The organism is Aquimarina besae (assembly GCF_042434905.1).
Classification (GTDB): Bacteria; Bacteroidota; Bacteroidia; order Flavobacteriales; family Flavobacteriaceae; genus Aquimarina.
This window is the reverse complement of the sequence record NZ_CP170199.1, coordinates 3772229-3794873: the sequence shown is the minus strand read 5'-3', so window position 1 is coordinate 3794873 and position 22645 is coordinate 3772229. Positions and strand designations below refer to the sequence as shown.

20 protein-coding genes are annotated in these 22645 nt (G+C 34.4%); 13 read left to right on the top strand and 7 right to left on the bottom strand.

Going from position 1 to position 22645, the window contains the following annotated elements; genetic code table 11:
- Positions 1–248: 248 nt before the first annotated feature.
- From ACE94K_RS16855 to ACE94K_RS16840, 4 genes are all read left to right on the top strand, one after another.
- Entirely contained in the window at positions 249–1553 is a 1305-nt protein-coding gene (locus ACE94K_RS16855; protein WP_378174969.1) for a dicarboxylate/amino acid:cation symporter, read from the top strand.
- Between the two features lie 97 nt (positions 1554–1650).
- Complete coding sequence (locus tag ACE94K_RS16850) at positions 1651–3102, top strand: pyridoxal phosphate-dependent decarboxylase family protein (protein WP_378174966.1); 1452 nt, start codon at positions 1651–1653, stop codon at positions 3100–3102.
- 118 nt (positions 3103–3220) lie between these two features.
- A complete protein-coding gene (locus tag ACE94K_RS16845) occupies positions 3221–3616 on the top strand; it encodes a hypothetical protein (RefSeq protein ID WP_378174963.1) in 396 nt (131 codons plus the stop codon).
- 87 nt (positions 3617–3703) lie between these two features.
- Complete coding sequence (locus ACE94K_RS16840) at positions 3704–4096, top strand: hypothetical protein (protein WP_378174960.1); 393 nt, start codon at positions 3704–3706, stop codon at positions 4094–4096.
- 63 nt (positions 4097–4159) lie between these two features.
- Here the strand turns inward: ACE94K_RS16840 and ACE94K_RS16835 are convergent, their stop codons facing one another.
- The gene (locus tag ACE94K_RS16835) at positions 4160–6031 is read right to left on the bottom strand and encodes a mucoidy inhibitor MuiA family protein (protein ID WP_378174957.1); all 1872 of its coding nucleotides are present in this window, start codon (positions 6029–6031) and stop codon (positions 4160–4162) included.
- Positions 6032–6288: 257 nt separating this feature from the next.
- On the opposite strand from ACE94K_RS16835, the gene ACE94K_RS16830 reads away from it, so the two are divergent.
- Positions 6289–6468 carry a hypothetical protein gene (locus ACE94K_RS16830; protein ID WP_378174954.1) on the top strand — a complete coding sequence of 60 codons (180 nt, stop codon included), beginning with the start codon at positions 6289–6291 and terminating at the stop codon, positions 6466–6468.
- A gap of 648 nt (positions 6469–7116) precedes the next feature.
- Here the strand turns inward: ACE94K_RS16830 and ACE94K_RS16825 are convergent.
- The 3 genes from ACE94K_RS16825 to gcvT form a co-directional block, all read right to left on the bottom strand.
- On the bottom strand, positions 7117–7530 hold the full coding sequence (locus ACE94K_RS16825) for a thiol-disulfide oxidoreductase DCC family protein (RefSeq protein ID WP_378174951.1): 414 nt from the start codon (positions 7528–7530) through the stop codon (positions 7117–7119).
- 63 nt (positions 7531–7593) lie between these two features.
- On the bottom strand, positions 7594–8409 hold the full coding sequence (locus tag ACE94K_RS16820) for a sugar nucleotide-binding protein (RefSeq protein WP_378174948.1): 816 nt from the start codon (positions 8407–8409) through the stop codon (positions 7594–7596).
- A 93-nt stretch (positions 8410–8502) separates the two neighbouring features.
- Entirely contained in the window at positions 8503–9585 is a 1083-nt protein-coding gene (gene gcvT, locus ACE94K_RS16815; protein ID WP_378174945.1) for a glycine cleavage system aminomethyltransferase GcvT, read from the bottom strand.
- A gap of 194 nt (positions 9586–9779) precedes the next feature.
- On the opposite strand from gcvT, the gene ACE94K_RS16810 reads away from it, so the two are divergent.
- Both ACE94K_RS16810 and ACE94K_RS16805 read left to right on the top strand, forming a co-directional pair.
- On the top strand, positions 9780–10202 hold the full coding sequence (locus tag ACE94K_RS16810; RefSeq protein ID WP_378174942.1) for a DUF3052 domain-containing protein: 423 nt from the start codon (positions 9780–9782) through the stop codon (positions 10200–10202).
- Between the two features lie 68 nt (positions 10203–10270).
- Positions 10271–10675 (top strand): hypothetical protein, encoded by a 405-nt coding sequence (locus tag ACE94K_RS16805; protein WP_378174939.1) that lies wholly within the window; start codon positions 10271–10273, stop codon positions 10673–10675.
- A gap of 3 nt (positions 10676–10678) precedes the next feature.
- Here the strand turns inward: ACE94K_RS16805 and ACE94K_RS16800 are convergent, their stop codons facing one another.
- Together ACE94K_RS16800 and ACE94K_RS16795 are read right to left on the bottom strand one after the other, a co-directional pair.
- Positions 10679–11314 (bottom strand): hypothetical protein, encoded by a 636-nt coding sequence (locus tag ACE94K_RS16800; protein ID WP_378174936.1) that lies wholly within the window; start codon positions 11312–11314, stop codon positions 10679–10681.
- A gap of 124 nt (positions 11315–11438) precedes the next feature.
- Positions 11439–11870, bottom strand: a complete 432-nt coding sequence (locus ACE94K_RS16795; protein WP_378174933.1) for a hypothetical protein — start codon at positions 11868–11870, stop codon at positions 11439–11441.
- A 279-nt stretch (positions 11871–12149) separates the two neighbouring features.
- Between ACE94K_RS16795 and ACE94K_RS16790 the strand changes: the two genes are divergently transcribed.
- The 3 genes from ACE94K_RS16790 to ACE94K_RS16780 all read left to right on the top strand — a co-directional run bounded on the left by ACE94K_RS16790 (position 12150) and on the right by ACE94K_RS16780 (position 14739).
- On the top strand, positions 12150–12578 hold the full coding sequence (locus ACE94K_RS16790) for a hypothetical protein (RefSeq protein ID WP_378174930.1): 429 nt from the start codon (positions 12150–12152) through the stop codon (positions 12576–12578).
- Between the two features lie 297 nt (positions 12579–12875).
- Positions 12876–13613 carry a hypothetical protein gene (locus tag ACE94K_RS16785; protein ID WP_378174928.1) on the top strand — a complete coding sequence of 246 codons (738 nt, stop codon included), beginning with the start codon at positions 12876–12878 and terminating at the stop codon, positions 13611–13613.
- 7 nt (positions 13614–13620) lie between these two features.
- The gene (locus ACE94K_RS16780; protein ID WP_378174925.1) at positions 13621–14739 is read left to right on the top strand and encodes a DUF1266 domain-containing protein; all 1119 of its coding nucleotides are present in this window, start codon (positions 13621–13623) and stop codon (positions 14737–14739) included.
- A gap of 337 nt (positions 14740–15076) precedes the next feature.
- On the opposite strand, the gene ACE94K_RS16775 is transcribed toward ACE94K_RS16780, so the two are convergent.
- Positions 15077–15601 carry a hypothetical protein gene (locus tag ACE94K_RS16775; protein WP_378174923.1) on the bottom strand — a complete coding sequence of 175 codons (525 nt, stop codon included), beginning with the start codon at positions 15599–15601 and terminating at the stop codon, positions 15077–15079.
- Positions 15602–16638: 1037 nt separating this feature from the next.
- On the opposite strand from ACE94K_RS16775, the gene ACE94K_RS16770 reads away from it, so the two are divergent.
- The 3 genes from ACE94K_RS16770 to ACE94K_RS16760 all read left to right on the top strand — a co-directional run bounded on the left by ACE94K_RS16770 (position 16639) and on the right by ACE94K_RS16760 (position 22552).
- Positions 16639–17337, top strand: coding sequence for a hypothetical protein (locus ACE94K_RS16770; RefSeq protein WP_378174920.1), 699 nt, complete (start codon positions 16639–16641; stop codon positions 17335–17337).
- Positions 17338–17819: 482 nt separating this feature from the next.
- Positions 17820–21098, top strand: a complete 3279-nt coding sequence (locus ACE94K_RS16765; protein WP_378174917.1) for an Eco57I restriction-modification methylase domain-containing protein — start codon at positions 17820–17822, stop codon at positions 21096–21098.
- Between the two features lie 32 nt (positions 21099–21130).
- The gene (locus tag ACE94K_RS16760) at positions 21131–22552 is read left to right on the top strand and encodes a P-loop NTPase fold protein (RefSeq protein ID WP_378184298.1); all 1422 of its coding nucleotides are present in this window, start codon (positions 21131–21133) and stop codon (positions 22550–22552) included.
- The last annotated feature ends 93 nt before the right edge of the window (positions 22553–22645 follow it).

Below are 22645 nucleotides of genomic sequence, written 5' to 3'. Positions count from 1 at the left end.
AGGAATTTTAATAGATTAATTTATTTTATTCATTTTTAAGGCATTGTATCATCATAATTGCAGAAAGTTTTTAAAATGAAAATAGATTCCAGCATAGGCTGGAATGACATTCTGTTAACGCGTATATGTAATATGTAAAAAAAACTGTAATTCATACTTCTAAGCTGGTAAATCGTAATTTATAAGGCGTTTTTTTGTTTTTAATTTATATCTTCGACTTTTTGTATTCAAAAAAATAGCTAATTCACATGAAGAAACTTGCATTGCATTGGCAAATCCTAATTGGGATGGTTGTCGGAGTATTATTTGGATTTTTAATGACTCAGTTTTCTTGGGGTAACAAGTTTACCGCAGACTGGATAAAACCATTTGGAACCATATTTATCAACTGTCTTAAACTAATAGCAGTTCCATTAATTTTAGCCTCTCTTATAAAGGGAGTTTCTGATTTAAAAGACATTTCCAAGCTTTCAAAAATGGGTGGGCGAACTATAGTTACCTATATTATCACAACAGTTATAGCAGTGAGTATTGGACTGGTGGTGGTTAATATAGTAAAACCGGGTGCTGCTATTACAGAGGAAACTCGTACAGAATTAATAGAAAGTTATAAGGGGGACGCCGAAGGTAAAATTGCAGATGCAGAAAAACAAAAGAATGCTGGACCACTGCAAGCACTGGTAGATCTAGTTCCAAGTAATATTTTTAGTGCAGCAAGCAACAATAGAAATATGTTACAGGTGATATTTTTTGCAATATTTTTTGGTATTGGATTGATATTGATTCCTGAAGAAAAAGCAAGACCTGTAAAAGGATTCTTTGATGGCTTTAACGATGTGATTTTAAAATTGATTGATCTCATTATGTTAGCTGCGCCATATGGAGTATTTGCCTTGCTCGCGGCTTTAGTGGTAGAATCTCCAAGTGCAGATTTATTTGCGGCATTAGGCATGTACGGAATTTCAGTTCTTATTGGTTTAGCGTTGATGATCGGAGTGTATATTTTGATTGTTTGGATCTTTACTAAAAAAACTCCTGCTTTCTTTATCAATGGTATTTCACCTGCTCAGTTACTGGCGTTCTCTACGAGCTCTAGTGCAGCAACCTTACCTGTTACTATGGAAAGGGTAGAAGAGCACTTGGGAGTGGAAAAAGAAGTTAGCAGTTTTGTGTTGCCAATTGGCGCAACTATTAATATGGATGGAACAAGTTTATACCAAGCTGTTGCTGCAGTTTTTATAGCTCAGGCTTTTGGAATGGATTTAACCTTGGGAGCTCAATTAGGTATCGTTGCTACAGCTACATTAGCTTCTATTGGTTCGGCAGCGGTCCCCGGAGCAGGAATGGTGATGTTGGTTATAGTACTGGCACAAGCAGGTATTCCTGAAGCAGGACTAGCATTAATTTTTGCGGTAGATAGGCCTCTCGACATGTGCAGAACTACAGTAAATGTAACCGGAGATGCCGCAGTATCTATGATGGTAGCCAAATCTGTTGATAAGCTAGGTGATCCAAAAGTAAAAGATTGGGATGATCACTATCAACAACAGTAATATGATTTTGTTATTGTTTTTCTAAAATTCAATACTTTTTGCGTAAGAAACAAATAGGGTTTTTACCTTTAGAGCGAATTGGTTAATCAAGTTCGTAATGAAGGAAGATACAGCAAATACACACGTAAACGAATCACTGCAAAGGTTATATAACTCATCAGATTTTAGGCAAATCGGGCATCAGTTGGTTGATATGTTGGCAGATCATTTGGATCGAGTGCAATCACAAAAAGAGCTCCCGGTTATCGCCTATGAAGATCCCGAGGACGAACTAACATATTGGAAAGATGATTTGACATCTGATACCAATATATTGGATTTTTATGAAAGAATCCTGAAAAGGTCCATTCACGTGCATCATCCAAGATATATGGGGCACCAAGTGGCAGTACCCTCCGTGATTAGTACTCTTTCTGGTTTGGTAACCGATTTATTAAGCAACGGTACCGGAGTCTACGAAATGGGAATGGCCTCTAATGCCTTAGAGCGGATTGTAACAGATTTTGTAGCAAAAAAAATAGGATACGATTCCAAGGCTGCCGGTTTTTTGACTTCGGGGGGGACACTTGCCAATTTAACAGCATTATTAGCCGCCAGACAGGCAAAAGCTCCCAGTTCAGTTTGGGAAAAAGGACATAAGGAAAAATTAGCAGTACTAGTTTCTGAAGAAGCACATTACTGTATAGATCGCGCAGCAAGAATATTAGGGTTTGGATCCGAAGGAATTGTTAAGGTTGCTACAAATCAAGCGTATCAGATAAACACCGCTTTACTCGATCAATCCTTAAGAGAAGCTAAGAGTAAAGGATTGACTGTGATTGCCATTGTTGGTTGTGCGTCTTCAACAGCTACAGGTTCTTATGATGATTTAGACGCTTTGGCGGCTTTTGCTATACAGCATAACCTCTGGTTTCATGTAGATGGAGCGCACGGTGCAGGGGTAGTTTTTTCTGAAAAGTACAAACATCTGGCAAAAGGAATTGAAAAAGCTGATTCTGTAGTGTTGGATTTTCACAAGATGTTATTAACTCCTTCCTTAAACACAGCGCTGATTTTTAAAGATAGTAAAGATTCTTATCAAACTTTTGAGCAGAAAGCACAATACTTATGGGACTCCCAGCAATCCAAAGAATGGTACAATACCGGAAAGAGAACTTTTGAATGTACTAAGTTAATGATGTCGCTTAAGGCATATGCCAATCTGAAAATGTATGGAACCGATATTTTTGAGAAGAATATAGATCGGTTGTATGACCTAGGAAAAGAATTTGCCGAATTAATCAAGAACCGAGAAAAGTTTGAGTTATTGATAGAACCAGAAGCAAATATTGTGAATTTTAGATATAAAGAAGTGGTATCAGACAACCTCAATTTATTTAATTCTACCATTAGGGAAAGATTACTACGATCCGGAAAGTTTTACATCGTACAAACAATGATTGGAGATCGTAGATATTTACGTACTGCTATTATGAATCCTCTTACCAAAGAAGAGGACTTTATAGCCTTATTAAATGAGATTGAACATATTGCGAACACCTTAAAATAAGAGATGTGAAATAATTTAAGCAGGATTATAAAATCTTTTAATCATATATTACGTTTAAGAAAGTAACAGATGCTTAACAAATTCATCTACTCATTTATTTAAAAGTAAATCATTAGTTATGAAACGTTTATATATATTACTGCTTTCAGTTATGATCTTGAGTTGTAGTACTGATGATGATACTAACAACCGTTCTTTGGGTTTACAAGGTGAATGGAATTTAGTAAATATTATTGGTGGATTTGAAGGTGTAGATCAGGATTTTGAAAAGGGAACTATTATTTGGGATTTCAATGAAACTGATGGAACGATAACGGTTACCAACAACAGCACAATAACTGATGTTTATAACGGTTTGCCTTCTGGTACTTATGTCTATTCGGTGATGGATTCTGGTGGCTCAGATGAACTTATTGTCAATGATATCAATCTAGGTACCTTTACTGTTACTTCTATATACCTGACTATCATTCCACAATTTAGAGATGGATTCGAAATTAGATTTGATCGATAGGAGACCGCAATGTTATTTCTTTTTTAATACGCAACCAAAAGAAAAATATATCAACTATTAAGTAAATTAACTAAAACACGGTGATTTATGAAACGTCTTTGTTTTCTATTACTTTCCATCATATTGATTAGCTGTAGTAATGATGATGATGACAATGCAACACCCACGCTTCAGGGAGAATGGAATCTAGTGAATGCGTCAGGTGGATTTACAGGGTTGGATGCGGATATTGCCAAAGGAGTGATAGTTTGGGATTTTAATACAACTTCAGGGACGGTTACAATTATCAATAATAACACAGAAACTTCTATCAATACCTTACTATCTTCCGGAACATATACATATCAGGTTTCCGCTCCTGCAGATGCAGATGTACTTATCATTAATGAAGTGAATTATGGCCGAATAAATTTAGAAAGTGCTGCTTTTACAATAACCGAAAGCGCGGTTGATGGGTTTATCTTTCGTTTTGAGCGATAAAAACTCATCCAGATATTTGTAGATACATTTACAACATCCGGATGATCTTAACTATAACCTGAGTTAGAGATTCACTCTTTTGTTTTTCGGATATTTTAATTGATAAGAAAATTGTTTTTTCAGCTGTGATTCTGGTTTTACGTTTAATTTCCATTTCATAATACCGGTTTTAGTATCGTAATCAGCATCATTTGTTTCGATATTGTCCACTTTTATTTCTTTGTTTTGGGAAACGGGGATTCGATCTTCGAGAATCAACTGAATTTCATTTTGTTTATTATTTTTTAACTCAATAGAATATCCGAGATCTATAATTCTGTTACTGCCGTAAAAAGATTTTCTTTTGAAATTTTTTAACGGTTTTCTTTTTATTACAATGTTTGGATCTGTTCCCAATGAGATGGTAAGGCTATCTGTAGTAGACAGTGGGTCAATATTTGTTTTCCCGGCAAAACTTCCTTCAAAGTAGATATTGGCTTCACCGGCTAATAGATCAAATTGTTCCCAGTTTCCCAATTTAGCTGTTAAAAACACATTTTCATTAAGTTCTGGAGCTGCATAATAACTATACGTTGCAGGCATGTTAAATTTATCAATTTCTATCGTAGTTATATCAGAATCAGAATTTATGCTATATTTCTTTTTTATTAAAAATCGAGTATTTGTCAGCCCTTCAATTTTGGATTCCACTACTTGATTATAAGTTTCTTTTTTTCTTTTTGTATTTACGCCCGAAGCCATTCCTCTTAATGCTGATGTAGTTCCATACCCGGCCACTACAACTTCTTCCAGTTCAGAGTTATCGGGTTCTAAACTTATATTAACTATAGAGCTTCCTATAGTGATATCTTCCGTAGTAAAGCCTAGATATGAGAAGGATAGTTGTTTTCCTTGCTTTATTTGGATAGTATATTTACCATCAAAATCTGTGATAGCACCATTATTTGTGCCTCTTTCTATAACATTAACCCCAGGGAGAGGTAATCCCTCATCATCAGTAACAATTCCGCTTACAGTTTTAATGTTAGGATTGTATATGGATGAATATCTGCTGGTAGCATTTTTTCTGGTATAACTCCCATAATTAAAGTTAAGATACCTGGTGGTAAGATTTGGCTTTATATTATTTGTATTTGGGTCACCTGTAGATAATATTACTTTTGTATTAAGCCAATCGGTTCCGGTTTTTTGATAAACGTTTGCCTTGTATACTATGTTTAAAGGATCATTAGTGCTTTTTGATTTAATATCATATAGAGGAAACCATCCGGCATCGGTTACATTATAGGTTAGTTTTAGAGAGAGATTAGTAGCAGAAGGAACATCCAGTTTTACTTTTATTTCTCCTCGTTCTTCTTTAGTATGGTCACTAAGTCGATCAATTTGATGAGTAATATCACTAATTTCTTCTTGTAGTTCATTTTTTTCTTGGTTTATACGGTATGTTTCATTTTGTATCACTACCGATCTTTCTCTGTAATACGTTGATATTTGCTTTATTTTATCCAGTGAAAGAGAACTTTGATCATTACCGATTTTTTGATTAACATCTAGAATGTTACTTTCCTTATGAAGTCCTGTCAATAGATTTTCTAGATTGTTTTTTTGTAATAATAGTCTTTCTAGTTTATTTACTAATAATTCTAGCTCTTTAGAATTTTTTTTCTTTTCTAAATAATTAATTCCATAAGTAATAGATAAGATAGAAGTGTTTTTAAGTCCAGAAATCTGAATGCTATTTTCATCAATTTTATTAGAAAGGTCGTAGAATATAATTTCGTGGACCCCAGGAGTTAGATCGGTTATTGCTGTTCTTTCTATACCTGCTCCAGAAATATAAACAGTTACTTCTTGTATGGTAGATGTTATTCGTTTCTCATGATTACCAAAAATTATAGTTGGCGCGAGCAATATTAGTAGTATCAAGGTTTTCATAGTTGTTTATTTTCATATTTATACCAAAAGTATGACTGTATCATTTATGAGCAAACCTGCAATGAGTGAAGTAGTCATCTGACTGAGGAAATCCCTTTAGTGCATTATTTTAAAGCAATTAATCTTTTTAAAAATCCTAAAAACAGAGAAAAAGGGGGAAAACCCCTGTAGGATTCTTAGCTAAAGTCCCCTTATTTTGTTGACTATATAAGTATACTTTTGAACCACACTTATTAATAAACCTTAATTAACTCATTATGAAACGGCTTTTTCTACCCATAGCTTTAATCTCTTTTGCAGTAATATGTCTAAGTATTGTGCATATAGACAATGTAAACAAGCTAGATAAAGAATACAATGATCTTAGAGAGAAGCATCAATTCGAAAACACAACCGATGCCAAAATCACTACAGTCGAAAATTTCGAAACAAAGTGAAGAGCAGACCAAGATACGTTACAAGACAATGAACAAGAGAAATTGATCTCTTCTGATTTGGAAAAATAAAGGGAAAACAAAAAAAGTAACGGGTCACTCCAAGACTGTCTTACCAATCATATGGTAAGGCAGTTTTTTTATGAGCGCAATTCAATATTGAAAGGATCAAACAAAGACTCAAAATGGGACGTAAATAAACAACCGCTATACAGGCTTCAGAACTTCCAAAAAATCTTTTGCGTGAATGCCTTGTGGGCAATGTATTTGGATATCTGGACTACGTTTCAGAATACATCTTAATAATTAAAATTTTAAAGAACCTCTTACAAATTTAAAGCTACAAAATACGATCTCAACGAATTCTAATTGAATCTCTACGAATTCTAAAATACCCTATACCTAAGAGTACAAACATGATTACTTTTAAACCGTAATTAAAGGATGGTCTTTTTTTGCTCACCAAATCATTGAAACCCAAAATAAGGATGAAAAGGCTTTTAATACCATTTATACTAATTTGCTTTGCAGTAGCATGCTTGAGTTTTGTACATATAGATAATATGAATAAAGCTGAATTGAATAGGGTAACATCAAAGGGGGGAAGTTTTGATTACAATTCATAGTGCTATTGCAAAAGTAAATGGTATGTTATTGGTCGATAAAGAGGGCTTTTAGCTTTGGAGTTGGTATCATACAACTCTCTTTTTTACCAAACCATTTATATCTGTTTTTCGAAATAATATCGTAAACACAATCTCTTAAGAATTTTGGGAGGATCAGAAAAACAGAAAGTAACGGATAACCACCAGACAGCTGTTTTGCTATACGCAGAGCAGCTGTTGATTTATGATAATACTTCATCGAAGGTTCTATCAGTAAAATAGTGTCTAGCTTAGAAGCATCAATACCTCTTTCTTGAGCCAATTTTTTACCTATTTCACTTTGTAAAGAAGCATATCTAAACACATCGTTTTTATCACGCTTTATAATAAAATTAATAGCTCCGTTACACAGATTGCAAACTCCGTCAAATAGTATAACTTTTTTCCCTTCAAGATTCATACAGCAAAGATAAGTACGAATTACGAATTCTGCATATGGATTATCATTTCGTTAAGAATCAAATTATTTGACAATAATAGAATCAATAACTTGTTTGGTGGTGATCTGTAGATTTTTTGGTAATAAATTGTCTTTTGGTAATACAGCCAGGTATCTATCATTATTAGAATCGAAAACTTGTTTGAAGGCAGGATCTTTTAATTGTAACATATCACATATTTCGGTAATAAGATCCAAATGATAAATAAGATCAGTACTGCCTAGATGAAAAATACCTTTTTTTCCTCTATTGATGATATAATGCAATTGCTGAGTAAGCTTAGAAATAGAAGTAGCATTGATAATCACGTTTGGAAAAACCTCTATAGGAGCATTTAGATCGTGCAAGGTTTTAAGCTCTTCGATCCTTGGTGTACTGGCTCCAAACACCATAGGGATTCGAGCAATTACATATTTATGCGTTGGTAAACGCATAAGTGCATTTTCAATCTTGATTTTCAATCTGCCAAAAACGCTATCACTTAATGTTTTATCGTATTCATATGATGGATAATTGCTAAAAGTGTCAAATACGTTGGCACTTGAAAGAAATATTAATTTGGATGTGTTCTTTTTTAACCAACTGATCATACGTTGGTGCGCGTCTAATTGAGAATTGAAATTACCTCTGATTGCAGAAATAATGATGGTAGGTTTAAGATTGTCCAATAATATCGAGATATCTTCCAACTCCATATCGTATTGAAAAAATTTCTGATTTTTTTCATAAAAAGCATTATCGGTACGATATGTACCATAAGTGTCAAAATAGGAGTTAAGCTCTTTATAAAGAGCGTTTCCTATAAAACCACTGGCTCCTATGATCAGAATTTTTTTCACTTTATTTATATGCTAAAAAAGTTAAGTTTCTAAGACTACCCAACTTTGTAATCTTTGAAACTTAACTTATCCTTTATTATTGTTATAAAAAAATTATCCTTTATAAAAAGGTAATTTTACTACCGTTGCCGGAATTGCTTTTTTACGTACTTGTATATTGATCTTACTACCTGGAGAGGCAAAAACTTTAGGCACGTAACCTAGACCGATTCCTTTGCCCAGAGAAGGTGACATTGTCCCCGAAGTTACAATTCCGATTTTCTGACCATTACCGTCTACGATGTCATAGTCGTGTCTTGGTATTCCTCGCTCGTCCAATTCAAACCCTATTAGCTTTCTTTCTGCTCCATGTTCCTTTTCTTTGGCCAGTGCTTCAGAATTGATAAAATCCTTTGAAAACTTAGTAATCCAACCTAATCCTGCTTCCATAGGGGAGGTTTCATCATTAATATCATTTCCATAAAGACAATATCCCATTTCTAATCGCAGTGTATCTCTGGCTGCCAGACCAATTGGTTTGATTCCAAATTCGGCGCCTGCCTCTAAAACTTTATTCCATACCTGTTGTACTTCAGAATTTTTGCAATAAATTTCAAAACCACCACTACCGGTATAACCTGTTGCAGAAATAATGACATGTTCGATACCTGCAAAATCTGCTACTTCAAACGTATAAAATTTCATAGCTTCCAGATCTACAGAAGTCAAAGACTGCATTGCGGCAGCTGCTTTTGGTCCCTGAATCGCCAATAACGAATAGTCATCAGACAGATCGCGCATATCAGCATTCATCGTATTATGACTTTTTATCCAATCCCAATCTTTCTGAATATTGGAAGCATTGACTACTAGTAAATATTTTTCATCAGCCATCTTGTATACGATAAGATCATCCACAATACCTCCCTTATCATTTGGCAGGCAACTGTATTGAGCCTTGCCATCCACAAGCTTGGATGCATCGTTAGAAGTCACTTTTTGAATCAAATCTAAAGCGTTAGGTCCCGTAATTAAGAACTCTCCCATATGCGAAACGTCAAAAACACCCACACCATTTCGAACCGTCTCGTGTTCTATGTTTACCCCTTCGTATGATACCGGCATATTGTACCCGGCAAACGGAACAATCTTAGCGCCCAAGGCAATATGAGTTTCTGTTAATGCAGTGTTTTTCATAATCGTTCGATTTGTAGAATTAAGAATCAAATGGAGGCCGAAAGTAAAAAACTTTGCGCTGGGAAACAATGCTTTTATCTCATAAAATGTTAACTTTTTCCTAATCAAGAAGCCTTTTATTATGAATATGATAATAAGTACTTAGGTTTCGGTGCTTTTTTATAACTTTATAAGATATCGTAATTATTAAAACTATGCCGGCGGGATACTCTGGAACTCCACTTGCTAAAAAATTAGGACTCAAAGACGGGACAACGGCATTGTTTTATAATCTTCCTGATTACTATTGGGATCTTTTTATAGAGATACCAAAGAATATCATCACCTTAACTAGGGTTAATGAAGGAGTAAAGGTAGACTTTATACATATTTTTTGTACCAGTATCAAGGATCTTCTTACAGTGGTTCCGGTATACAAGGCAGCACTTAAAAAAAATGGAATGTTATGGGTAAGCTGGCCTAAAGGAAGTTCTGGTATACTTACAGATTTGAAAAGGGATTTTATCCGATCCTATGTGATAGAATTAGGACTAGTGGATGTAAAGGTTGCTGCCGTAGATGAAAATTGGAGTGGTTTGAAATTTGTTTACCGAGTATCGGAGAGGAAATATCTCTAAGTATTTAGAACTCTTTTTGCAAGCAACCTTATGAGTTATTTTGCATCTATAGCATAAACTATCTTGATATGAAAAAGTTAGCCATACTTCTTTTGATTTCATTATTATGTTTGCCTTCTTGCAGCAATGACGATGATACAATAAGCAATCCTGAATTAACTGGCAGGTGGAGATTAGTTGCCCAATTGGTAGATCCCGGTGATGGTAGCGGAACCTTTCAGCCGGTTAATAGTGATTTAGAACTAGAGTTTCTTGCAGCTGGTGTTCTTAGGGTCTCTAATGGAAATTTATGTTCGTTAGCATTAGACACAGAAGGAAACAGTACAGAAAGTTATTCTATAGATGAAAATACAATAACGGTATCTTGCGATAGCTGGGCATCTCTTAGTTTTGAGATTAACGAAGAAGGAAGCTTGTTTATATATTATCCTTGTATAGAAGGATGTGCACAACGTTATCAAAAACAGCCTTAATTTTTATGAACGGTGCAGCATAAGATATTTAAGTATCATTATGATGATCACTGAAATTATGGAAAATATTGAAATTACAGATCCTGCTTTTTTCCATTTTTTAAGTTTTTCAGGATCTCCGAGACCTAAAGGCCTCTGAATGTATAAACCATTTGGTATATCTAGTGAGCTTATCATTTCGAACAATGCATCAATAGAGATTTTACCTCTTAAGAATTCAATAAAAATCGGATTTTTACGAATAAGGTCGTGGCTCCCTTTTTGCCAAATCACCACATATTCATCAGATTTAAATATCTTGGTATTTAAACTGTGTAGATGCGTTAATTTTATATGTTGATTAGGAATTTCTTTTTCAGTGTATAACGTAAAGTTTCCTAATTTTTTCTGAACCCTAAGTTCTTCTTTATTATCAAAAGGGTTTTCTGATAATGCTTTTTGTATATTTCCTTGTATCACCAGTAATTCTCCAATAGCCAAGCGTCCAGAACCTCCCAAATGTTCTATGTATGCTTTGAGCTGCAGATATTTCTCGTGATTACTCGCAATAAGAGCGTTCTCTTCTGATTTGTCAAATTTCAAACCAATAGAAATAACCTGTTGTTCAAAAATGGATTTAAATTTTTTGGTGAGTAACATAATTTACAATTTGTGTGGTATAGTATGAGCCTTTAAATAACAAATCCTGTCCTTTATTGCAGGACAGGATTTGTACAATAACCCTCATCAATTAAGATAACTAAACTTAAAGGTTTCTAAATGACTACTGCATTAACTTTTTAGAAAGCTCTTGCAATTCAGCCGACTTAGCCATCATATAGTCATTTAGCTTTTGTACATCATCTCCAGAAAGGTTCCCCATCACTTCTTGTGCTTTAGTTCCTAATTCTTGCCCTTTTTGACCTAAAGAAGCAAAAGCAGTCATATCTTTACTTTCTACAACTTTCTTATACTCTTCGATGTAAGCTTCATAAGAATTTACATATTCTTGTACTTTTTCATCGCTGAAACTAGGTACACCGTCTGATGCAGCAGTTTCAGTTTTTTCTTCGCTTTTTTCCTCTGCTTTTTCTGTTTCTGCTACTTCTTCTGTAGTATCAGCATTATCAGTTGATTCAGATTTGGCTTCGTTTTTACAAGAAGTTGCAAAAAGAACAGCAATAATTAATGCGAAATTTAAAATGGTTTTTTTCATGGTTTTTATATAAATGTTAATGAATTGGTTTGTTTTATTAACGATACAAATATACGCGAGTTTATTACTTAGCCAAACACTTTTTTCAGTGAAAAAAACACCCTGTTTTCAGGGTGTTCATAGATTTTTAATATATTTACGATATATTCAATCAGACATTTTGGTTTATGTCATAGTACTTGGGGGCTTTTTATGATGAGTTTATTCCGTCTGTTACTGCAACGGTTATTAATTTATAATAAAATAATGTAGTCAATATAATCTTAGTATTTTTGCCCCATGCAATACGTAAAAAGTTCAAATTTCTATCAAGAAGCCATTCACGAATTAAATTACCCATTTGGTAATTTTTATTTATACGACGGTTTTGTGATTGGAGAATTTAATGAAGATGTTGTTGTCACCTGGGATGATCACGCTAAATTGCTTGTTGAAGACCTTACGTATTATTATGATCATAATGGTAAAAACGTGGTGTATATTACAAATCGGGTACATTCATATTCTGTAAAGCCTAGCGACTGGATAAAGTTTTATAAGAGCGATTATAAAATGAAAGGTTATGCCATCGTGAGTTATAGCCGTAAAGGTTTGTTAAATTCATTAATCGAAAAATTATTTATCAAAAGTAATTTTAAAAGCTTTGAATCTCTGGAAGAAGCAGTCCATTGGGCAAAAAGCTTAGCCACATCTTCTGTTGCAAAATAAACACTACATATTTGTTTTACTTACATTGGTAATATTGGTGTAACCTCGTTTACCCAATATGATCTTTAGGATGAATTCTTCAGAATTCTCATTGGGAGTTTTTTGATATGTAAAGATTTCTAAAAATAATACGTTGATTCTTATCAGCTACAACATTTTAATAGATTAGGTGCCCTAATTTTATTGTGTAGATAGGACAAACCTTGTAATTCTGCCATTCAAACGGTGGTTTACAGGGGTGATTTTTATTCAGAATAGTAGTTATTTTGAAATCATTGAAATTGATAAACACGTATTATGCCTATCCTAGCCATCGGTGAACATTTAGAACATTATAAAACCCTAAAAAGCCAGTTTGTTTCTCCGTATAATCATATGGAAGTTCTTATGGAGGCTCGTTTATATAAAAAGATCATCAGTACAGGGTTAGTTGAAAACGTTAAGAAAAAACCGGTAGTTACATTTTATACCATATCCAACCAGACAGAAGTGCCAAAAAAAGATTGGACACAGCAGATGAAAAAAGCTGCTGTTGACTATGCTGACGAATATCCCGTTCCAGATGCCGGAAAAACATATTCTCTCTTTGGGAAAATCCTATTTTCTACTACGATTATTGGGGTTGTGGGAGCTTGTGCACTGATTTTTTATTTAATTTATTTCAGTACACCACAATTTAAAATGAACCTAGAAGAATTCGTGTCTTTGCCCCAAAAAGGAGATCGCTATTATGGATTTATTCATCAAACTATAGATGATGAACAAAAGCCTTTTTTGGCTCACGGTTGGATTAAAATAATAGATGTGAATGCAGATAGTACATGTATATACGTTTTGAGTACCGATCCTGGAGCTCTCACTTTTGATACTTTAGAGGCAGAGCATACTAGTTTTTCTGATACGGCTATTCAAGGAAAATTTAATGCAGATGAACGTGCACAGAAAGTAACGATTATTTCGCAAGACAAGCGTTGCAGATTTGATGCACAGGTGATGAGCAATAAGATTAACAATTATAAAATTAGTGTAGAGTAGATCAACTATGGAATTATTACAGAATACACCACTAAGTCGTGAAAATCCACCTAAACACGATACTTTTTTACAAGCATACCAAAATTTAGAACAGAATACCAAAGTAGGATTGTCGATATTAGGTACAGCGACTTTATTTTTTGTTCTGGTAATATGGATGGGTTTTTATGAAGTTTTCGGAAAACCTTCGGTAGGAGATGGTATGCCTGCTAGTAGTTTGTTAGCACCTGATTTTATCGGAATTGTTATCGGGGTTGCTGCATCCATATCTTTTATCATGTTTTTTCTAAACACACAGAGAAAACAGGCTATTAAGGAACAGCGTACTTATTACAAATTAGGAAATGTTGTTCCGCTTACTATGGATCAAAAGAAAGCAATCCGACTTAATTTAGTGCACATGTTTTATGGTGGAGCCTGGTCAGAGACTTTAGAAGTTTTCCCGTGTACCATCCGATTAGGAGATCAGAAATTTAAACCTAAAACCTTTGATATACAATATGATAAATTATACCAACAGTATCTAAACGAAGATTGGGGTATTTTAAACAAAGCTCAGTATCTTGATATGGTAGCTAGATTGTTTGAAGGAATGCATTCTAAGTGGTTTGCCCAGGATATTGAGTCAGATGCAGCAGAGGATATGGTCAATCAACTATCCGGTCTCACTAAAATCGACCAAAAGTATATCAGAGATTGTGGACAAAGCTCTGATGATAAACCTAAGAAACTAATCTGGGGATTTGACTTATTCAGGGTGATTCCAATGAGCAGATGGGCTTATATGGCCGGATATATTAGCGAGGATCAAGCCTGGAAAAACGTGCTGAAAGCATCAGAGCTTATCTATTTTTTATTTGATAGTCACGAAGATTTTTATGATAACTATCGTGTTGGACATGCTTTTTGGAGCAATGATTTTGAAGCGTGTACAGATCGATTGGAGAAATGGACATACTTTAAAGAACATTGTAATTGGCCTGCAAGGAGTTTAGATTGGTCACAACCTTCTGCTGTAGAAATGCACGAAAACATGAAAACGAATTTTGCAGAGCATCTTTTATCCATACAAAAAGAAAAGCAAAAAACAACGATCGGTTTCCGCAAAACGGAAGAAAATGAATGATTACACCAATTAGAATCATAAAATAAGGAAACACCAGAAGTAAATAGGTAAAACTACAAGATCTTCAATCTTTATTGCACGTCTGAAGTATAAGTTGCCATATGGAGTTTCATTCAGAACTGGAGAAACGTAAAATTCTTGCGAACCCTGAGCTTATTTAAGGTTTACATTATGAATGAACAACTAAAAAAATATCATTTTTAGCAGTCAGTTTGTTACGTGCAAATTCTTTCTTTACTCAAGAAAAAATTTGCTTTACAATTATTTGAAAAACCAAATAAGTGCCAAGGCATACTTATGAATCCCGCTAAATGTAGATACTCTGTTGATCAAATATTTAGTCCACAGTAAATGTTTGTATAAACATCCCTTTAAGCTGGTCTCCATCATCTGTACTAGCATTAATGATCATTTTATAAGTATTTTCTGATAAAAGGGTAACTATGATTGTTCCGTTACTTAAAATACCACTTTTAGTACCACAGGTTTCTCCTTCAATACCATCATTAGTGCACGGTAATGTATAAGAAAAAAAGCTATCTGAATCAAAAGTGTTAACCTCTAAGGTGTTATTGGCTAAAAAAGTCGTTTCGTTAGGAGGATTGTCCTGGTCGATATACATTTCCAGTCTTAGCGAGAATGGATTTGAGCTACCCGACAAAAAGCCTTGTAGACTAAAATCTCGTTTATTTCCTGATCTAATGCTTATAAAAGATTCTTCTAATGCTATTATTTGAGGGGTTCCAAATATCTCAAATTCTGCAATAGGAGCATTTTCGTTAGATACATCATCATCATCTGATGAACATCCTGTAATCGTAAAGATTGAAACCAATAATAGTACGTAAAAAGTATTTTTCATAAGTAAGTAGTTTAGATTTTGGGTAAATGTTTAATTTATGTCAATTATCAAATATAAACAGAATTATTTCACCTGTAAATATCCTAGAGTTAAAAAGCTCTGATTTAGGTGCCATCATCTGATTACCCTTAACACTATTTTTGGGATATTTCTAATTATTTAACCCGCTACAAAATTTCTGGATATCAAGGAATGGAATCTGTAACAGACTGTGCATAAACTGAAAAGTTTAAGAAAGCAAGGATGAACATTATATATTTTGTAAGCATGGGGTATGTAGGTTCTAAAAGAAAATAAGGTGTAAGTCCATTCAGGGGTTGAAGATATAATTTTTGAGGTGCTAATGAAAAGAAAGAGGATGTTTTATAATTAGTATCCTTACCGTACACCCTTATCACTTAATATTGACAAAGATCAAGGGACGAAGAACGACTTTGTATCGAGTGCCTCAACCCTCGGGCGAAATATCGAACCCTGAGGCTCTCGAAGGGTGAGCTGTCACACTGAGCTGTCACACTGAGCTTGTCGAAGTGCCTGTCGAAGTACAGCCCTCGGGAAACGATATTTTTGAACACCATATATTCCAGAACCCTGAGTTCCCCAAAACAAAAACCAATCATTTTAAAACCTTACAGGTAACAAATGGATCATTTTAGACACATGACTAGAGAAGCAGTGCTATTGCTGCAATAACCAGTAAATAAAAACAATTTGTCTAAAGAAAATTATGACGCAAAAGTAGCCGTATTAGAAGCGCTACCACAGGAACATGTAATCAGACCTAAAAATCCCTGCCTTCGACTACGTAGATGCTGAGCTGTGCCGGGTTTCGAGTACGCGAATGCTGAGCTGTGCCGGGCTTCGAGTGCCTCAGCCCTCGGGAAACGATATTTTTGAACACCGTGTATTCCCGAACCCTGAGTTCCCCAAAACAAAAACCAATCATTTTAAAACCTTACAAGTAACAAATGGATCATTTTAGACACATGACTAGAGAAGCAGTGCTATTGCTGCAATAACCAGTAAATAAAAATAATATGTCTAAAGAAAATTATGACGCAAAAGTAGCCCAATTACAAGCGCTACCACAAGAACAGGTAGAAAGACCTAAAAACCCAATCAACATCTATCTACAAGAAGCCGAGGATCAATATGTATGGTTGCAAGAAGATTTACCAGAGTTAACTGCCAAAGGCTTAGATCAGGCAACCTTTGTGGACGATCTACCGATTAGAACCGGTGCCGCACGCCACGCACAGTCGGTTTGGATGAAAGAACGCTATGGTAGGGAAGAAGCCGCCAAGAAATGGAAAGAAGAATCCCCGAAGGCTTATGAATTCAGGGATGATTTGTTAGCTGACTTTCGGTTTGCTTATAGAAAAAGAGCTGATTTGTTAGGTAGGGTTAAGGCCATCTCAGAAGGAACCGGCGATGCCGATATGATTCAGGATTTGAGTGATATCAGTGTACTGGGAAAAGCCAATACCGAAGAATTAACCGCCATTAATTTTGATCTGACACAGCTAGACGAAGCCGAACGAAAGTCGAATGATTTTGCCGATTTATTAGCAGAGGTAAACGGTTCGCGTTTGGATAACTCTAAAGCCCGCGAAATGCGTGACAGGGCGTATACCCATTTAAAAGAAGCCATGGATGAGATCCGCGAAACCGGTAAATACGTATTCAGAAAAAATCCCGAGCGATACAAAGGATATGTAAGCAGGTATAAACGATAATTGTCGGTCTTCTGCTTCGCGGATGCAATTGTCGGTCTTCGGCTTCGCTCAGACCTCGGACCTCGTTCGAACCCTGAGGTGACTCGAAGGGTGAGGAACCTCAGTCTCCGTCAACGTACCGAAGGGTCGAAGGGTCGAACCCCAATCATCCCAGCACCTCTATGGTTATACAAAGCGCGTAGCGCGCACTACCATATCCACAGCGCGCAGGGTATAAGACACCCCGCGCTTAGGTAAAAGTACCACGCGCTCAGTGGTTGTATCAAAGCGCTGGGATACATACACACCGCGCTTGGACTCAATGGCTCCGCGCTTTAGGAATTATAAACCCGCATATCGTTTTTGGTATGCGGGTTTTTAGTTTTTGATATGTGGGAAATATTAGTATCTTCACTCCAACGTAAACTTACCCTTTTATCAAGTTAATAATTATAATCCTTTTTAAGTAAAGAAGATAATCAATAAACTCTGGTTTTTAGCACATGGCATTATACCAATCATCTGTTTTAAAAAAGTTTTTAAAACAACTGGATCAAGAAGCTGTTAGTAAAGCTTATAAGAAATTTTCTAAGTATTTTCATAATCCTACAATACAAGAAAATATCCGTAGCTCCAAAGAAGAGCAATTTCAAGCAACGTTTTTAAACGAACTGTTTGTCAATATATTTGGGTATAGTTTGAATCCCAATCCTAATTTTAATCTAACCACAGAGTTTAAGAACGAAAAGAATAATCGCAAAGCCGATGGTGCAATTCTTAAGGATGCGCAAGCTATTGGAGTTATAGAATTAAAAGGTACAAATACAAAGGATCTGGAGAGCATCCGTAGACAAGCTTTTGATTATAAAGCCAATCAAAAAGGATGCGTGTATGTAATCACTTCTAATTTTGAAAAGCTACGCTTTTATATCAATGATGCCACGGAATTCGTGGAGTTTGATTTGTTCCTGTTAACAAACGAACAGTTTGAACTGCTATATCTGTGTTTGTATAAAGATCATATCCTAAGCAATCTGCCTTTACAGATTAAAGAAGCCTCAGTAGTAGAGGAAGAACAGATTACAAAAGATTTTTATAAGGACTATTCCATATTTAAACGAGAGTTATATCGTGATCTGGTAAAACGAAATGCCAAACGTCTTAAAACCTTATTCCAAACAGAATTTGAAAGTCAGGCTGACCTTGCCGAAGCCCAAAAAGATGAGTTAGTACAGTTAGAAAAAAACGTAAAGCTTACGCTATTTAAAAAATCTCAAAAACTCATAGATCGTTTTCTATTTATCTTTTTTGCAGAAGATCGAGGATTATTGCAACCTAATACAACCTTGCAAATATTAGAAAATTGGCAGACGGTAAAGAATCTGGATGTTGACCAACCTTTATATGAGCGTTTTAAAGGTTATTTTGGTTATTTGGATCAGGGGCGTAAGGGTACGGCAGGTAAAGCAGAAATCTATGCCTATAACGGAGGCCTGTTTAAGCCGGATGCCATACTGGATGCATTGGAGATTGATGATGAATTGCTCTATAAACATACACATAAGCTCGCCAATTATGATTTTGAAAGTCAGGTAGATGTTAATATCCTGGGGCACATCTTTGAAAACTCCCTTAATGAGATCGAAAGTGTTAATGCAGATATCGAAGGTGCTAATTTTGACAAACAAAAGAGTAAGCGAAAAAAAGACGGGGTCTTTTATACCCCAAAGTACATTACCAAATACATTGTAGAAAACACGGTAGGTAAGCTTTGTGAAGAAAAGAAAGAAGAGCTTGGCTTTGCGGAAGAAGAATATTTTAAAAGCCGTAAAGGTCGTCAAAAAGCTACGCTGGAGAAGCTGATCAAGATATTAGATGATTACCGAGAGTGGTTATTAGGGATTACCATTTGTGACCCTGCGTGTGGCTCAGGAGCGTTTTTAAATCAGGCTTTAGACTTTTTGATCAAAGAGCATCGCTATATCGATGAATTAAAAGCGAAGCTTTTAGGTGGTGGATTAGTATTTAGCGATATTGAAAATACCATTCTGGAAAATAATATTTACGGAGTAGACCTTAATGAAGAGTCTGTAGAAATCGCTAAACTATCACTATGGTTACGAACTGCCCAACCCCGCAGGAAACTAAATGACCTAAGTAGCAATATCAAATGTGGAAATAGCCTAATTGACAGTAAAGCAGTAGCCGGTACAAAAGCTTTTCATTGGGAAACTCAATTCCCACAAGTGTTTGCAAAGGGTGGGTTTGATGTGATTATCGGGAATCCGCCTTATGTTAGACAAGAGCTAGTAAAAGAATATAGTGAGTATTTAAAGAAGTTTAAAGTTTTCTCAGGAAAAGGAGATCTTTATACATACTTCTACGAGAAAGGCTATGAATTATTAAAGCAAGAAGGATATCTGTCTTATATTTCATCTGGAAAGTTTTTTGAAGCAGGCTACGGGCTACCTCTGGTAAAATTTTTAGTTGAAAAATTTATTTTTATTGAAGTAATCAATTTTGATGATTTGGATGTTTTTTCTGGGATATCAGCTTACCCTCTAATTTATACAGGTAGAAAGAAAAATCCTAAAACAGATTATATTTTTAATTACTGCTTTGTACCTGAACACAAATTTGAAACAATAAGTGAAATTGTAGCAAATCTTCCTTTTTCAGAAATCTCAATTTTGGATTTTAAAAATTTTAATTTTAATTTTTATAGCAAGGCGGTTTCGAAGGTTTTTAAAACCATTAATGCCAATAGCTTCTATCTAAAAGACATGGATTGTCTACCTCTTGTAGGAATTAAAACAGGTTTTAATGAGGGCTTTACAATAAGTGAAAATAAAAGCCTCACCAAACCCTATATTTTTGGTAAAAATATTAAAAGATATTTAAGCCCAGTTAGTGATGTTAATATAATTTTTCCATACAAAAAGGATGCTATTCAATATCAATTGATAAATGAATCTGATTTGGGTGAATGTTACGAGATATTGAATAATAATCGTAATAAACTTGAGAAAAGAGCTATCATAAAAGAGGGTATTAAGAATGGAACTAAAAAGTGGTATGAGTACCAACAAATTAACAGAAAATTAGATTTCGGAAATGAATATATAGTTTATCCCAATGTATCATTAGGTGCTAACTTTACTTTATCAAAAGGTAATGTTATTGATATGACTGGTTTTATAATCCCATCCAATGATAAATTTTTACTTGTTCTATTGAACTCTAAGATATCCGAATTTGTTATGAAGAAAACAGCAATAACCAGAAGAGGTGGCTACCAAGAGTTCAAAGTCCAATACCTAAGTAAAATTCCTTTGAAATCTGTGGGAGAGATAGTAAAGAAAGAATATCTGATAAAAGCAGACCTATTAATTGAAATGAACAATAATAAAATTTCAATTATCCTTAAAATGATTAAATATTTAATCTCTAATTTCAAACTTGAAAAACTCTCCAAAAAACTTGAATCTTGGCACGAACTTACTTTTGGGGAATTTATTAAAGAGCTAAATAAAGCGATTAAAGTCAATAACAAACTCCGTCAAAAAGAAACAGAAGCAACGGGTGGTCAGGCTGGTTTTGTAGAAACACCAACATTGACTAAAAAAGATGAGTTTGAGTGGATGGAGCTTTTTGAAGAAAACAAGAAAAAAGCTCAAGAACTCCAATCTCAAATTGATGCTACAGAAAAAGAAATCGACCAAATGGTATATGAATTATATGGATTGACAGAGGAGGAAATTGCTATTGTGGAGGGGGCTTAATATAAATTTTAATTATAAAGTTTTGTTTGAAAATGGATAAAAGTAAAAGTTTAAAACACAGATTACCTCCTATATCCAAGAAAAACGTGGATAATCCTTTCGAGTATTGTAAGCTAGATAGGGAACAATATGCTGAAGTTTTAACTTCAATTGTACATAATTATAGTGATGGTTTTGTATTAGCTATAAATAATAAATGGGGTACTGGTAAAACTACATTTATCAAAATGTGGAGACAGTATTTAATAAAAAAAGAATTTAGAACATTATATTTTAATGCTTGGGAGAATGATTTTCAAAACGAAGTTTTAATTGCTTTAATATCTGAATTAAAAGAGCTTAAAAATAATGACGAAGAGACATTTAAGAAGATATTAAGTAAAACAGTTCCTTTGGTTAAAAAGATGGCTCCTGCAATGCTTAAGCATTTTGCAGAGAAAGCTGTAGGTGAAGGTACTATAGCTGAAATAATAAAAGCAGCAGGAGACTACGGAGTTAATGAACTGGAAGCAGAGATTCTTTCCTTTAATAAAAAGAAAAATAGTATTCGGGATTTTAGAGAAATACTTGAAAATTTCGTTAAAGAAGTTGATCCTACTAGGCCAGTTATATTTATAATCGATGAATTAGACCGCTGTAAACCATCTTATGCTGTTGAAGTATTAGAACAAATCAAACATTTATTTGCAGTACCGGGAATTGTATTTGTTCTATCTATTGATAAAGAACAACTAGGTCATGCTATAAGGGGTTATTATGGAAGTGATAAAATAGATGCTGATGAATATCTAAGAAGATTCATCGATATTGAATATTCTATTCCTAACCCCAATGTACAGAAGTATATTGAATATTTATATTCTTATTATGATTACAATTCAATTTTTCCAGGCATAAATCACGATGTTGAAACCTTTAAAACACTTGCCAGATTAATTTTTAAACGCGCCAATTATAGCCTTCGAGAAATAGAAAAAGTATTTATAAAAGTAAAATTGATTATAAGTTCTTTTAGAAATGAAACCTATGTGTTTCCAGAAGTTATTCTCTTCCTATATCATTTGAGGGAGAAATATCCCGACAAATACAAGTTGCTGAAAAATGGGGTATACTCCTATCAGGCTTTTCACGATACAATTGAGGATGTACTTAATGAACTTAGTAATCCCAGCGAGATAAGGAGAGTACAGTCTTTATTAGCCTCACTTTTATATCATTATAGTTATGATTATGAACGATTATACCGCGTAAATAAGGATACTAAAATCATAGAAAGGGATATAAAAACCTTAGAAAATGAGTTAAAGTTAACTATAATTACGGATACCGAAGATGATTCAAATTCTGTAGCAAATCTAATTTCTTCTTTACATAAAAAAGACTTTTTACACGAAACTAAGTTTTCTGACATTGTAAAAAAATTTGAGCTAATTGATAAAGTTGGAATTAATTAGTAGTTACGTTTAAGTAAGAGTAGATAAATGCAAAAAGATTACAAAATATGGCTGGTTAGAACAGGAGGAGTAAGCTATCTAATAGACGAAGTT